11 protein-coding genes are annotated in these 13,502 nt (G+C 74.8%); 4 read left to right on the forward strand and 7 right to left on the reverse strand.

Annotated elements, in window-relative coordinates:
- Nucleotides 1-25: 25 nt before the first annotated feature.
- Nucleotides 26-919, forward strand: a complete 894-nt coding sequence (locus ABD220_RS17385; protein ID WP_344124734.1) for an MBL fold metallo-hydrolase — start codon at nucleotides 26-28, stop codon at nucleotides 917-919.
- Here ABD220_RS17385 and ABD220_RS17390 read toward each other — a convergent pair.
- Nucleotides 852-1,700, reverse strand: a complete 849-nt coding sequence (locus tag ABD220_RS17390) for a phosphatase PAP2 family protein (protein WP_344124735.1) — start codon at nucleotides 1,698-1,700, stop codon at nucleotides 852-854. The two genes, ABD220_RS17385 and ABD220_RS17390, sit on opposite strands and share 68 nt — an antisense overlap.
- 108 nt (nucleotides 1,701-1,808) lie before the next feature.
- Between ABD220_RS17390 and ABD220_RS17395 the strand changes: the two genes are divergently transcribed.
- Nucleotides 1,809-2,822 (forward strand): o-succinylbenzoate synthase, encoded by a 1,014-nt coding sequence (locus ABD220_RS17395; RefSeq protein WP_344124736.1) that lies wholly within the window; start codon nucleotides 1,809-1,811, stop codon nucleotides 2,820-2,822.
- Here the strand turns inward: ABD220_RS17395 and ABD220_RS17400 are convergent.
- Nucleotides 2,813-3,223 (reverse strand): hypothetical protein, encoded by a 411-nt coding sequence (locus tag ABD220_RS17400; RefSeq protein ID WP_344124737.1) that lies wholly within the window; start codon nucleotides 3,221-3,223, stop codon nucleotides 2,813-2,815. The genes ABD220_RS17395 and ABD220_RS17400 overlap by 10 nt on opposite strands.
- A gap of 377 nt (nucleotides 3,224-3,600) precedes the next feature.
- Between ABD220_RS17400 and ABD220_RS17405 the strand changes: the two genes are divergently transcribed.
- Together ABD220_RS17405 and menD are read left to right on the forward strand one after the other, a co-directional pair.
- Nucleotides 3,601-5,793: a PhoX family protein gene (locus ABD220_RS17405; protein ID WP_344124738.1), complete on the forward strand. Its 2,193-nt coding sequence runs from the start codon at nucleotides 3,601-3,603 to the stop codon at nucleotides 5,791-5,793.
- Between the two features lie 93 nt (nucleotides 5,794-5,886).
- On the forward strand, nucleotides 5,887-7,620 hold the full coding sequence (menD, locus tag ABD220_RS17410) for a 2-succinyl-5-enolpyruvyl-6-hydroxy-3-cyclohexene-1-carboxylic-acid synthase (protein ID WP_344124739.1): 1,734 nt from the start codon (nucleotides 5,887-5,889) through the stop codon (nucleotides 7,618-7,620).
- 98 nt (nucleotides 7,621-7,718) lie between these two features.
- On the opposite strand, the gene ABD220_RS17415 is transcribed toward menD, so the two are convergent.
- The 5 genes from ABD220_RS17415 to ABD220_RS17435 all read right to left on the reverse strand — a co-directional run bounded on the left by ABD220_RS17415 (nucleotide 7,719) and on the right by ABD220_RS17435 (nucleotide 13,474).
- Nucleotides 7,719-9,110 carry an MFS transporter gene (locus ABD220_RS17415; RefSeq protein ID WP_344124740.1) on the reverse strand — a complete coding sequence of 464 codons (1,392 nt, stop codon included), beginning with the start codon at nucleotides 9,108-9,110 and terminating at the stop codon, nucleotides 7,719-7,721.
- Between the two features lie 238 nt (nucleotides 9,111-9,348).
- Nucleotides 9,349-10,164 carry an amino acid ABC transporter ATP-binding protein gene (locus ABD220_RS17420; RefSeq protein ID WP_344124741.1) on the reverse strand — a complete coding sequence of 272 codons (816 nt, stop codon included), beginning with the start codon at nucleotides 10,162-10,164 and terminating at the stop codon, nucleotides 9,349-9,351.
- 10 nt (nucleotides 10,165-10,174) lie between these two features.
- Nucleotides 10,175-10,969, reverse strand: coding sequence for an amino acid ABC transporter permease (locus ABD220_RS17425; protein ID WP_344124742.1), 795 nt, complete (start codon nucleotides 10,967-10,969; stop codon nucleotides 10,175-10,177).
- Between the two features lie 70 nt (nucleotides 10,970-11,039).
- On the reverse strand, nucleotides 11,040-11,885 hold the full coding sequence (locus tag ABD220_RS17430) for an ABC transporter substrate-binding protein (RefSeq protein ID WP_344124743.1): 846 nt from the start codon (nucleotides 11,883-11,885) through the stop codon (nucleotides 11,040-11,042).
- A 125-nt stretch (nucleotides 11,886-12,010) separates the two neighbouring features.
- The gene (locus tag ABD220_RS17435) at nucleotides 12,011-13,474 is read right to left on the reverse strand and encodes an isochorismate synthase (RefSeq protein ID WP_344124744.1); all 1,464 of its coding nucleotides are present in this window, start codon (nucleotides 13,472-13,474) and stop codon (nucleotides 12,011-12,013) included.
- Between the last annotated feature and the right edge of the window lie 28 nt (nucleotides 13,475-13,502).

Raw genomic sequence — 13,502 nt, forward strand, 5'->3', positions numbered from 1 at the left:
CAGCAGCGGTCGGTACGCTGGTCGGGTGGCGCGCATCAACGAACTCCGCGACGGCATCTTCGCCGTGAGCACGGACAACTGGAGGCTGAACTCCGGTGTCGTGCTCGGGACCCGCCGCGCCCTGGTGGTCGACACGGGCGCGGGCCCGCGCCAGGCCCGGGAGATCCTGGAGGCCGTCCGCTCGCTCACGGCTCTGCCGCTGACCGTGGTGAACACCCACGCCCACTGGGACCACTTCCTGGGCAACGCCGTGTTCCAGCGCGCCGGGGCCGAGGACTTCTGGGCCCACCGCGGCTGCGCGTCGGCGATCGAGGCGCACGGCGACTTCCAGCGCTCCTTCGTGGGCACTCACGAGCCCGAGATGGCCGCCGCCGAGGGACCGGACACCCGTCTCGTCGTGCCCAACCGGCACCTGCCGGGCACGGGGCGGCGCCCCGCCCTGACCCGGGTGGACCTGGGGGAGCGGGCGGCGGTGCTCTTCTCCTTCGGCCCGGCCCACACCGACAACGACCTCTGCGTGGGCGTCGACGACGTCGTGTTCACCGGCGACCTCGTGGAGCAGGGCTCCGACCCCGACTTCGACGACTCCTATCCGCGGGGCTGGGCCACGGCCCTCGAGGGCTTGGCCGCCCTCGACCGGTACCGGGTCTTCGTCCCCGGCCACGGCAACCCCGTGGAGCGCGGCTTCGTGCTCCAGCAGGCCCGGCTCATGCGCACGGCGATCGAACGGGTGGACGCGAGCGAGGCCGCCGCGGCGCAGCCGGACGGCATGCGGCCCGTGACGGCCTCGATGTTCCGCCTGCCCTACACCCCGGGCGCGGCGCGGGTCCTCCTGGACCGGCTCGAGCGGATCAGGGCCGAGGACGCCGCGACCGGGGCGCTTGCAGCGCTGTCAGCGCCGCTGCCGCCAGCAGACTGACGCCGAGGATCGCCGCGCAGGCCGCGACCGCAGCCCAGCCCCCGCCCGGCAGGCGCAGGGCCGCCCACAGCGGCAGCAGGCCGACCAGCAGGGCCCCCGCGCCGGAGACGGCCAGCAGGGCGGTCAGGCCCCCGTCCCGGACGGGGCGCTCCACGGGCCCGGTCAGGCGCAGCACGAGTCCGCCCAGGGCCGCCCAGCCCGCCACGACCAGCAGGGCCGCCACGACGTCCGAGGGCCGGTGCCAGCCGTTCAGCAGCGTGGCCACCCCGGTCGCGGTCGTGGCGACGGCCCCGAGCAGCGCGACGAGGGGCCGGGAGGCGGCGGGCGCCGCGAGCAGCACCACCGCCACGGCGGCGGCCGCGGCGGCCGTGTGCCCGGACGGGAAGGAGTTGACGGCGGCCTCCTGGATGCCGAGATCCGGCTTCTCCAGCAGCTCCCGCTTGAGCATCTGGACCGTGAGGTTGGACAGCACCACCACGGCCGCCCCGACCACCGCCGGGGCGAGGCGCCGGGAGCGCACGGCCAGGACCGCCAGGCACACGGCCGAGACCGCGCCCACCGCCCACGGGACCGAGTCGAGCAGCTGAGCCGCGCGGTCGGAGAGGTCCGGGAAGGCGCCGCTCGCCTGGCGCAGGGCCAGCTCGTCGAGCCACTGCCCGGTCGCGGTGGTCAGGGCCACGACCCCGACCAGTGCGGCCGACGCCCACAGGGCGGCGGCGCCGAGCAGGTGGCCCAGGACCTGCAGGACGGTGGGGGCGGGGCGGCGGGTGGTCGTGGTCATCGAGCTCCTGGGCGGTGGGGCGGTTGGTCGGGGTGCCGGCACCCGCGGAGCCCTCATCATTCCACGCGCGGATCGGAGCGTGCTGAGACGCGGCCCTAGGCTGGGGGCATGCTCCCCGCCCCGGTCCTGCCCCCGCTCGACGACCTGATCGCGCACGCGCACGTCGTCGCCCTCCCGATGCGGGTGCGCTTCCGCGGCGTCGACGTGCGCGAGTCGGTGCTCCTGCGCGGGCCCGCGGGGTGGGGGGAGTTCGGCCCGTTCCCCGAGTACGGGGACGCCGAGGCCGGCGCCTGGCTGCGCGCCGCGGTCGACGCCGCGTGGCACGGCTTCCCGGCACCCCGGCGCACGCGCATCCCCGTCAACGCGACCGTGCCCGCCGTCCCGGCGGCGCGTGTCCCGGAGGTGCTGGCAGGGTTCGGGGGCGGGGTGCGCGCCGTGAAGATCAAGGTCGCCGAGCGCGGGCAGGGCCCGGGGGACGACGACGCCCGGGTCGCGGCCGTGCGGGCCCTGCTGCCGGAGGCCGAGCTGCGGGTGGACGCCAACGGCGGGTGGGACGTGCCCACGGCCCTCGCGGCCCTGGAGCGGCTCGGGCGGCACGGGCTCGCGTACGCGGAGCAGCCCGTGCCCACGATCGCGGGCCTCGCCGCCGTCCGGGAGGGCCTCGCCGACCGGGGCGTGCCGGTGCTCGTGGCCGCGGACGAGTCCGTGCGCAAGGAGGACGACCCTCTCGCGGTGGCCCGGGCGGGCGCGGCCGACCTGCTCGTGGTCAAGGCCGCCCCGCTCGGCGGAGTGCGCCGGGCCCTGGACCTGGTCTCCCGGGCGGGGCTGCCCGCGGTGGTCAGCTCCGCCCTGGACACCTCGGTGGGCATCAGGGCGGGTCTCGCGCTCGCCGCCGCCCTGCCGGAGCTCCCGTATGCCTGCGGCCTCGGGACGGTGTCCCTCATGCGGGCGGACGTCCTGCGGGAACCGCTGCGGCCGGTGGGCGGGATGCTCAAGCTGCGGGACGCGGTCCCGGACCCCGCGCTGCTGGAGCGCCACGCCGTGCCCGCGGACCGGCGCCGGTGGTGGCTGGAGCGGCTGAGGCGCGTGCACGCCCTGGTCGGGGACGCGCCTCAGCCGTGAGCCGCGTCCCCCAGGACGTCGGCGCGGAGCTGGTCCAGGTCCACGGGCTCGCCCTCGTGCAGCCCGTGGCGGCGGACCCATGCCCGGGCGGCGCGCCGCACGTCGTCGCAGCCGAGCTCCATGTCGGGGTGGGCGGCGCCGATCCGCGTCTGGGCCGTGTGCTCGGGGTCGTCGCCGGTGAAGGAGAAGACCGCCACGGGGCTGCAGGCGAGCCCCACCACGCCGCGGACGGAGGCGATGATCCGTCCGTGCAGGCAGTCCCCGGGGCGGAGGTCCCACGCGCGGTGGACGCTCAGGCAGTCCACGGCCGCCCGCCGGTGCCCGTGCGCGCCGTGCTCCGGCGCACCGGGTTCCCCGTGCTCCTGCGGGGAGAGCAGCCCCGCCTCTGATCCTGTGTGCATCTCACGCCTCCTGCGCCCGAGTCCGGACCGGCACTGCCGCCGCGCCCGGCTCGGCCCGTGGACGGACGATGCAGAAGGAGGGGGGTCTTCCGTAAGTTCCCGGTCACGGTCCGGGGCGCTGGACGGATGGGACGGCCTGACGGGACGAGCATCCCAGAACCGGGGTGGCCACGGAATCCACCGGCGCTTTGTTTCTCCGAGTGAATTCACCCGGAGGCGGACCCGCTGACCAGGGACGATCCGTCCCCGCCCGGTCACGGTCCGTTCACCCGCGGTTCGCGCACCCGCCCCCGGCGCCTCACCGGGCGGTGGTGCAGTGGCGGAGCACCCGTTCCCCGGCCGCGGTCCTCCCGCGGGCCCGATCTCCTGGGAGAGCCATGACCGACATCGCCAAGCGCACCCTCCTGCCCATGCTGGGCCACGCCCGCGGCAAGCGCAGCCCGCTCACCTGCCAGCTCAAGTGCGGCAACGCCTGCGCCGGACCGGAGTGCAACACCTCCGGCAACGGCTACTTCCGGGACATCGCGAGCGCCGCCCTGTCCCGCCGCTCCGCCCTCGGCCTGGGGGCCGCGGCGGCCGTGACCGTCGGCGTCGTCGGGACGACCCCCGAGGCCGCCCAGGCCCACGGCCGCTCCGGGCTCTCCTTCACGCCCATCGCCCCCGTCCCGAACACCGTGGACGACCTCACCGTGCCCGAGGGCTACGACTGGTCCCCGATCATCCGCTGGGGCGACCCGCTGTTCGCCGACTCCCCGGAGTTCGACCCGCTGAACCAGACCCCCGAGTCCCAGGCGAGCCAGTTCGGCTACAACTCGGACTACCTGGACATCCTCCAGGACCGCGGCGGGCGCACCGGTGTGCTCGTGAACAACCACGAGTACACCAACGAGACGAACATGTTCCCGGCCGAGCAGCTGGGGGACCTGCAGCGCGTGGCCCGGGTGGCGATGGCCGCGCACGGCATGTCCGTCGTCGAGATCGCCCGCACCGGGCCCGGCCGGCCCTGGTCCTACGTGCGGGGCGGCAGCCGCAACCGGCGCATCACCCTGAGCACGCCCTTCGCCGTGGACGGCCCGGCCGCCGGCTCCGAGCTGCTGAGGACGAAGGACGACCCCACCGGCACCGTGGTGCTGGGCACGCAGAACAACTGCGCCGGCGGCACCACGCCCTGGGGCACCGTCCTGTCCGGCGAGGAGAACTTCAACCAGTACTTCAAGGGCAACGGCTCCGCCGAGCAGAAGCGCTACGGCATCTCCACGGACGCCCCGAGCCGGCGCTGGCACGAGGTGGACCCCCGCTTCGACTCGACCCTGCCCGGCTACGAGAACGAGCCGAACCGTTTCGGCTGGGTCGTCGAGATCGACCCGCAGGACCCGTCCTCCACCCCGGTCAAGCACACGGGCCTGGGCCGGTTCAAGCACGAGGGCGCCAACGTGCGCGTGGCCGAGGACGGCACCGTGGTGGCCTACTCCGGCGACGACGAGCGTTTCGACTACCTCTACAAGTTCGTCTCCTCGAAGAAGTACGTCGAGGGCGACCGGGCGCACAACATGACCCTGCTCTCCGACGGCGACCTCTACGTCGCGAAGTTCGCCGGGGACACCGAGGCAGAGATCGACGGCTCCGGCCGGCTGCCCTCCGACGGCGCGTTCGACGGCTCCGGTCAGTGGCTGCCCCTGGTCGTGGGAGGCAGGTCCGCCGTGGAGGGCATGGCGGTCGACGAGGTGCTGGTGTACACCCGGCTCGCCGCCGACAAGGCCGGCGCCACCAAGATGGACCGCCCCGAGGACGTCGAGCCCTCCCCGCTGACCGGCAAGCTCTACGTGGCCCTCACCAACAACACCCAGCGCGGCACCGACGGCAAGGCCGGTCCCGACGAGGCGAACCCCCGCACCCAGAACCGCGACGGGCACGTCATCGAGCTCACCGAGCGGGACAACCGGGCGGACGCCCTCGAGTTCGGCTGGAACATCCTCCTGCTCGCCGGGGACCCCGCGAAGAACGCGTCCACGTACTTCTCCGGCTACCCGGTGGAGAAGGTCTCCCCGATCTCCTGCCCGGACAACCTGGCCTTCGACTCCGAGGGCAACCTGTGGATCACCACCGACGGCGCCCCGGGCACGATCGGCTACAACGACGGCATGTACAAGGTGGGCCTGTCCGGGCGCCGGCGCGGCCACGTGGAGCAGTTCCTCGCCGTCCCGCAGGACGCCGAGTGCTGCGGCCCGGTGGTCCACGACCGCGAGCGGATGGTCTACGTGGCCGTACAGCACCCGGGCGAGGACGGCTCCTTCGAGGAGCCCCGCTCCTACTTCCCGGACTACGTCGTGGAGACCCGCCAGGGCGAGGGCGAGTGGTCCCTGCCGCGGCCGTCCGTGGCCCAGGTCTTCGCCGTGGGCCGTGACGGGGAGCCCGGGTTCCCCGGCGCGATCCACGACGGGCCGGGCAGGGGCCGCAACCAGCACAAGCGGCGCAAGAACGGCGAGCGCGGGCCCCGCTACCGCGGCTACCGGGGCAAGGCCACCGCGGAGACGAAGGCGGCCGCGAGGGCCGCGTCCCGCGCCTACTGAGCCCCGCCCCCGGCGGCGCCCTGAGCACCCGGTCCCCGGTCCGCCCCGCAGCGCGCCGGGGACCGGGGTGATCCCGGACTACCCTGGTCTCCTGTGACCACACCGTCCCTCGACACCGCCCGCGCCGTCCTGGAGGAGCTCGTCGCCGCCGGGATGCGGCACCTCGTCGTGGCCCCCGGCTCCCGGTCCGCGCCGCTGGCCTACGCCGCGGCGGCCGCCCACGCCGCCGGCGCGCTCGAGGTCCACGTGCGCGTGGACGAGCGGGGTGCGGCGTTCACCGCCCTCGGCATCGCCCGGGCCACCGGCCGGCCGGCCGGGGTGCTCACCACCTCCGGCACGGCCGTGGGGAACCTGCTGCCCGCCGTGCTGGAGGCCGACCACGCCGAGGTTCCCCTCGTCGTGCTCTCCGCCGACCGTCCGCCGGAGCTGCGGGGCACCGGCGCCAACCAGACCACCCGTCAGCCGGGGATCTTCGGCGACCACGTCCGCGCCGCCGTGGACCTCCTCCCGGACGAGGACGTGCCCGGCCGCCTCGCGGGAGTTCTCGCCGCCCTGGCCGGCCGTGGACCGCAGGGGCCCCGGCCGGGCGGACCGGTCCAGCTCAACGTGGCCCTGCGCGATCCGCTGCACCCCGCGCCGGCGGACGGGCCGGTGCTCGCGGACCGGGCCCGGCTGCTGGCCGCCCGGACGGCACCGGGCCCTGACCCGGGCCCGGCCGCCGTGTCGGCCGGGCCGGTCGGCGCCCCGCGGGCGGCCGCGGGAACGGCACGCTCCGTCGTCGTCGCCGGGGACGGCGCGGGGCCGGACGCCGCCCGCTTCGCCGAGGCGTGCGGGCTGCCGCTGCTCGCGGAGCCCTCGTCGAACGCACGCCGGGGACCGCACGCCGTGGGGGCCTACCGGTTGCTGCTGGACTCCCCGCTGGGGCGGCGGATCGAGCGGGTCCTGCTCGTGGGCCGGCCCACGCTCTCCCGCCCGGTCGGGGCCCTGCTCGCCCGCGAGGACGTCGCCACGGCGGCCGTGCGGCCCGCGCCCGTGGCCTGGTACGAGCCCGGGCGCCGGCGCGAACAGGTGCTCACGAGCTGGGCCGAGGCGGCCGCCTTCACCGGCCGCGGCGCCCCCGGCTGGTCGGACGCCTGGCGCGCGGCGGGCGCCGCCGCGGACGGCGCCGTCGCCCGGCTGCTCGCCGAGGAGCCGGCGGCGCGGCCCACGGGACCGGCCGTGGCCGCGGCCGTGTGGGACGCCTGCCGGCGGGACGGGTCCGTGCTGGTGGCCGGCTCCTCCAACCCGGTGCGGGACCTGGACCTCGCCGCCCGGCCCGGCCCCGGCTCCCCGCTCGTGCTCGCCAACCGGGGACTGGCCGGGATCGACGGGACCGTGGCCACGGCCGCCGGCGCCGCGCTCGGCGGAGGCCGGCCGGTCCGCGCCCTCCTGGGCGACCTGACGTTCCTGCACGACGCCTCGTCCCTGCTGCTGGGGCCGGGCGAGCGCGAGCCCGACCTGCAGCTGGTGGTGCTCAACGACGGCGGCGGGGGGATCTTCACGACCCTCGAGCACGGCGCGCTGGGGGAGCAGGAGGAGTACCGGGCGGTCGTGGAGCGGTTCTTCGGCACCCCGCACCAGGCCCGCCTGGACGCACTGTGCGCCGGCTACGGCGTGGCCCACCGGCGTGCGGCCGGCGTGGCCGAGCTCGAACAGGCGCTCACCGCGCCCTTGCGGGGGCGCTCGGTCCTGGAGGTCGCGGTGGACCGGCGCGGGCTGCGGGACCTCCACGCCCGGATCCGGGCCGCCACCGCGCAGGCCGCCGCACGGGACGCGGACGAGCGCTGACGGGATCCTCTTCCCGTGGCACCGGCGGGCCGGGGACGCGGACGGGCCCCGTCCCCCCTGCTCGGGGGGCGGGGCCCGGACGCGGTGCCGCGAGCGGATCAGCCGCGGACGCCGGGAGCCGCGCGCTCGGCGGGGACCTCCGGGGGCCGCCCGGCGAGCTCCTCCACCTGGTGCCCGGCCTCCTCCAGCCTGCGCTGGTGGGGCACCACCAGGGTGACCAGGGCGCCGAGCAGGGCCACGCCGGCGAAGACGTAGAACGCCTGGGGGCCGCCGAGACCGGCCGCGGCGAGCCAGCCGCCGATGATCGGTCCGAAGATGCCGCCGAACCGGCCCATGCTGGCGCAGAACGCCACACCGGCGGCCCGGGCGTTGGTGGTGTAGTAGTTCGACTGGAACCCGTAGACCAGGACCTGGGTGCCGATGGTGCCCACGCCGGCCACGGCGATGAAGGCGAACAGCAGCGGCAGCGGGAAGCTGAAGGTCATCAGGACCAGGGCGATCGCGGCCAGCGCGAAGGTGGTGGCGATCATCCGCTGCGGGCCGGTGCGGTCGGCCAGACGGGAGGCCAGGAGGCCGCCGACCAGGGCGGACCCGTTGAGGACGAGGACGAAGTACAGCGGGCTGACGCTGTGGCCGTAGCCGTTCATGATGACGGCGAGCCAGGTGTTCAGCCCGTAGGTGAGCAGCAGCCCGCAGAAGGACATGACGCCCAGCAGGATCGAGGCCAGGGCGAACTGCTGGGAGAACACGGCCGCGTAGCCGGTCCTGCGCGGAGCGGCACCGACCTGCTGGATGACCTGCTCCTCGATCAGCGGGACGCCGGTGCGGAGGGCGACGGCCTCGGCCTGCTCGGTCCGGCCGCGCGTGAGCAGCCAGCGCGGGGACTCGGGGAGCTTCCAGATCATGAGCGGGACCAGCAGCACGAGGGGGAGGGCGCCGATCATGAACAGACCGCGCCAGCTCAGGTCTCCCAGCAGGGCGATGCCCATGACGGCGGCGAACACGCCTCCGGCGGGGATGCCGGAGTAGACGATGCCGTTGAAGAACTGGCGGCGGCCGGCGGGGGCGAACTCGGCCATGGTGGCGCCGGCGGTGGCGATCACGAGGCCGAGGCCGATCCCGGTGAGGAAGCGCATCGCGCCGAAGGCGAGCACGCTGGTGGTGAGCGCGGTGACGAACATGCCGACGGAGAACCAGGCGACACCGGTGATCAGCAGCCGGCGGCGGCCGAAGAAGTCGCCGATGGCCCCGCAGAGGAGGGAGCCGAGGAGCACGCCGATCAGGGCGTAGGAGCCGACCAGGCCGGCCACGGCAGGCTCCAGGTGCCCGATCTGGGTGGGGTCGGCGAGCAGGCCCGGCAGGACCACGCCGTAGACCACGAGATCGTAGCCGTCGAAGAGCAGGGCGAGGCAGATGACGAACGCCACGAAGCGGGCGGTCCTCCGCTCGAGCCGCGGGTTCTCCGCGATGAGGGTGTGTGGTTGGGTCATGTTCCCCGGGACCTCTCTGGGCAGTGCGTGGACAAGGCAGGAAGCGGGGAGACGGGCAGTGCGTCCCCCGGCTGCGTCCAGCCTGGCAGAGCTGTGATCCGGGTCATATGAGGCAATCACCCAGGGATCCGCCAGGGGGTGATTCACCTGCCCCCGATACTGATGGGCCCGGGGTGGGCTGTCCTGGGCATGAGCACGGGCCCGCCGTCCGGGGACGACGGGCCCGTGCCGCGGCAGGTCACTGCTCCGGTGCCTGCACCTGGGTGGGGTTGAGCACGCGGGAGAGGAACGCCTGGGTGCGGGGCTCGCGCGGGCTGCGGATCAGCTCCGCGGCGGGGCCCTCCTCGACGACCACCCCGCCGTCCATGAACACCACCTTGTCGGCGACGTCGCGGGCGAACTCCATCTCGTGGGTGACCACGAGCATCGTCATGCCCTCGGCGGCGAGGTTGCGCATGATGGCCAGCACGTCGCCGACCGTCTCGGGGTCCAGGGCGGAGGTCGGCTCGTCGAAGAGCATGAGGGACGGGTCCATCGACAGGGCACGGGCGATCGCCACGCGCTGCTGCTGCCCGCCGGAGAGCTGGTCGGGGTAGTTGCCCGCCTTCTCGGCCAGGCCCACGCGCTCCAGGTTGCCGCGGGCGACCCGCTCGGCCTCGGCCTTGTCCCGCTTGAGCACCTTGAGCTGGGCCACGGTGCAGTTCTCGAGGACGTTCAGGTGGGGGAACAGGTTGAACTGCTGGAAGACCATGCCCACGTGCCGGCGCATCCGGTCGACGTCGGCCTCGGGGTCGGTGACCTCGAAGTCGCCGATCGTGATCCGGCCCCGCTGAGGGGTCTCGAGCAGGTTGACGCAGCGCAGCAGCGTGGACTTGCCGGAGCCCGAGGGGCCGATGAGGCAGACCACCTGACCGGCGCCGACGCTGAGGGAGATGCCCTTGAGGACCTCGAGGGACCCGTAGGACTTGTGCAGATCCTCGATGACGACGGAGGCCGCGTCCGCGAGGCCGTCGGTGGGCCCGGACCGGGGAGTGGGGGAGGATGCAGTGCTCACAGTCAGGCTCCTAGGACTTCTTCATGCGGTCGGTCTTGGACTCGAAGCGGCGGGTCAGGATGCCCAGGGGCACCGTGATGATGAGGTAGCAGACACCGGCCACCACCAGGGGAGTGAGGCCCGCCCCGGCCCCCGAGATGGCCTCGCGGCCGTACTTGGTGAGCTCGTACTGGCCCACGCCCATGCCCAGCAGGTAGACCAGCGACGAGTCCTTGGTCAGCAGGATCACCTCGTTGGTCAGCGGGGGCAGCACGATCCGCAGCGCCTGCGGGATGACGATCGTGACCATCGCCCGGGCGTGGGACATGCCCAGGGAGCGCGCGGCCTCGTACTGACCCTTCGGCACGGCCTGCAGGCCCGCGCGCAGGGACTCCGCGATGTAGGCGGCGGCCACGAGGCCCAGGGCGATCATGACCGTGACGTAGTGGTTGAAGCGGAAGCCGAAGGCCAGCGGAATGCCGTAGCCGAAGGCGAGGAAGACCAGCAGGGCGGGGACACCGCGGAAGAACTCGATGTAGATGGTGGCCAGCCACCGGTAGGGCGCCACGGACGAGAGCTTCATCAGCGCGAGCACCACACCGCCGGTGAGGCCGACCACGAAGCCGAGGAACGTGTAGATGAGGGTGTTCTTCAGCGCGACGACGATGATGCCGGGGAACTGCTGGGCCGCGATGTCCGGGTTGAACACCTTGTCGACCAGCAGCGGCCAGTCCGCGAGCGCGATCAGCGCGAGGGCGACGAGGATCAGGACGGCGTACTGGACGCCGCGGGAGAGGCGTGCTCTCTGGTGCATGGTCATGGCCATGGGATGGTCCGTTCTGGGTGGTACGGGTAGGACGGTGACAGGGCCGGCGCCCCGGGTGCGGGGCGCCGGGTCAGTTCTGCCGGACGGGGATCCAGGTGTCGACGATCTGCTCGAGCGTGCCGTCCTCCTCGATGCGGTCCAGGGTGGCGTCGACCGCGCCGAGCATCGCCTCGTCGCCCTTGGTCACGGCCACGCCGAGCTGGTCGTCGAGGTCCGCGGTGTCCTGGACCACGAAGTCCGGGTCGTCCTGGGCGTGCTGCGCGATCGCGGTGACGTCGTCGAGCACCGCGTCCACGCTGCCGGTGCTGAGCCCGGTGAACAGCGTGGTGGCGTCCTCGAACTGGACGGCGTCGAGGCCGAGCTCCCGGGCCTGGGTCTCGCCGACCGTGCCCTGCATGACGCCCACCCGCACCTGCTGCTCGCGGGCGGCGTCGATCGAGCCGACCCCGTCCTCGCCGTCGGTCACCAGGCCGAGTTCGTTGTCGTAGTACGGGTCGGAGAAGTCCATCACGGTCTGCCGCTCCTCGGTGATGGACAGGGCGGAGATCGCCACGTCGCACTGGTCGGTCTCGAGGGCCGCACCGGACTGGATCGACTCGAAGGCCAGCGTGAGGTTCTTCATCTGCACGCCGAGGTCCTTCGCGATCTCCCGGCCGAGGTCCATGTCGAGGCCGACCATCTCGCCGCCCTCCTCCATCTCGAACGGCGGGTAGTTCGACTCCGAGCACACGGTGAGGAACCCGGGCTCCACCAGGGCCACGGCCGAGGACCCGGTGGCCCCCGCAGCCTCCCCGCCGCCGTCCGCGGCGTCCCCGGTGGAGCTCTCGGACGTGCAGGCGGTCAGGGCCAGGGCGGCGATCGCGGACAGCGCCGCCAGGGCGTGCGCGCGGGACGGTCGGGTCGTCGGACGGGGCATGACAGGTTCCTCCGGTGGGAGCAGCGGGCGTCGGCACGGTCGGGCCGGGCACGGAGCCGGCTCTGCGGGGCGGTGACCCCGACCGTGTTCGGGGACCAGGATACGGGGCGATCCCCGCGCCGGGCTCAGCCGGCGGACAGCCCGGGGGCGGGCACGAGGCGCTCCGGCGCCCCGGCGGCGCGCTGCCCCAGGGCCTGGAGCATGGGCCGCAGCTTCGCCCAGGTCTCGGCCAGCTCGGCCTCGGGGTCGGAGGCGGCCACGATGCCGCACCCGGCGTAGAGCCGCACGGTGCGCTCGTCCTCCTGCACGGCCCCGCGCAGGGCGATGCCCCAGTCCCCGTTGCCGGCCGCGTCGAGCCAGCCGACGGGGCCCGCGTACAGTCCCCGGTCCATCTGCTCCAGCTCCGGGATCGTGGCGGCGGCCACGGCCGTGGGCGTCCCGCACACCGCGGCGGTGGGGTGCAGGGCCTCGGCGAGCTCGAGGGAGGACGGCGGGTCCCCGGCCGGGCCCGGCCGCAGCGCGGCGGTGACGTCCGAGGCGAGGTGCCACACGTTGGGCAGCTCGAGGATAAACGGCTCCGGGGAGGTCGTGACGGCGTCGGTGTAGGGCGCCAGCGACGCCTCGAGGGAGTCGATCGCGAACCCGTGCTCGTGCTGCTGCTTCTCGGACTCGCCGAGCACCCGCGCGGCGTACTCGTGCGGGTCCTCGTCCGGGGGCGCGGCGTCCCGGTCCAGGGTGCCCGCGAGCACGCGGGCGTGGGCGACGCCGTCGAGGACCCGGACCAGCATCTCGGGGGTGGCCCCCATCAGCCGGCCCCTGCCCGCGGGGTCGCCCCCGAGGGTCACGCAGTACGTCCAGCACTGCTCGTAGCGCCGGGCGAGGTCCCTCACCACGGCCACGGCGTCCAGCGGGGCGTCCGTGCGGGCCACGACGTCCCGGGCCAGCACGAGCTTCTCCAGCCGGCCGGAACGGATGCGCTCCACGCCGTCGCGCACCGCCTCCGTCCACTCGTGCTCGCCCAGCGTGCCGGAGGACAGCCGGACCACGGCCGGAGCCGGGGTCGGCCCGCTCGCGGCGGGCGCGCGGCCGGGGACGGGCCCGACCCGGCGCAGCCAGGCGGCCGCGACGTCGTCGGCGCCCAGCACGAAGGGGGCCCCGGGTGCCGCAGCCACCACGAGGCTCGCCCACGCGACGCCGTCCCGGCGGCCCACGAGCAGCTCCGGGACGACGAGCCCGGAGTCCACGGCGGAACCGGTCGCGAACGTGAAGGCGCCGAACGCCGCGAGCCCGGTCCCGGGCACCCCCACACGGTCCTCGACCACGGCGGCGGCGGCCAGGTCGTCCCACCACACGCGCGCGGCCGTGAACCGGTCCGCGCCGCGCACCGTGTGCTCGGCCGCCCGGCCCCAGCCCACGAGGCCGCGCCCGTCCACCGTCCAGGTGAGCAGCTCCGGCCCGGCCAGCAGCTCCCGCAGGTCCGGGACGTCCGCGGGATCCGCGCCCAGTGCGGACAGCGGCACCGTGAGGGCGTGCAGCACGGGAACCGGCGCTGCGGCTGCGGGGTCGGCTGCGGGGGCGGTGGAAGACATCGCCCACCAGTCTAAGCCGCCCCCCGGA

This window comes from Kocuria aegyptia (assembly GCF_039530085.1).
Lineage (GTDB): Bacteria > Actinomycetota > Actinomycetes > Actinomycetales > Micrococcaceae > Kocuria > Kocuria aegyptia.

Excerpts from the sequence above, each read along its gene's own strand:
- ABD220_RS17405 (WP_344124738.1), top strand. The coding sequence starts at position 3,601 with ATGACCGACATCGCCAAGCGCACCCTCCTGCCCATGCTGGGCCACGCC.
- ABD220_RS17390 (WP_344124735.1), bottom strand. The coding sequence starts at position 1,700 with ATGACCACGACCACCCGCCGCCCCGCCCCCACCGTCCTGCAGGTCCTG.
- ABD220_RS17415 (WP_344124740.1), bottom strand. The coding sequence starts at position 9,110 with ATGACCCAACCACACACCCTCATCGCGGAGAACCCGCGGCTCGAGCGG.
- ABD220_RS17395 (WP_344124736.1), top strand. The coding sequence starts at position 1,809 with ATGCTCCCCGCCCCGGTCCTGCCCCCGCTCGACGACCTGATCGCGCAC.
- ABD220_RS17400 (WP_344124737.1), bottom strand. The coding sequence starts at position 3,223 with ATGCACACAGGATCAGAGGCGGGGCTGCTCTCCCCGCAGGAGCACGGG.
- ABD220_RS17425 (WP_344124742.1), bottom strand. The coding sequence starts at position 10,969 with ATGGCCATGACCATGCACCAGAGAGCACGCCTCTCCCGCGGCGTCCAG.
- ABD220_RS17435 (WP_344124744.1), bottom strand. The coding sequence starts at position 13,474 with ATGTCTTCCACCGCCCCCGCAGCCGACCCCGCAGCCGCAGCGCCGGTT.
- ABD220_RS17430 (WP_344124743.1), bottom strand. The coding sequence starts at position 11,885 with ATGCCCCGTCCGACGACCCGACCGTCCCGCGCGCACGCCCTGGCGGCG.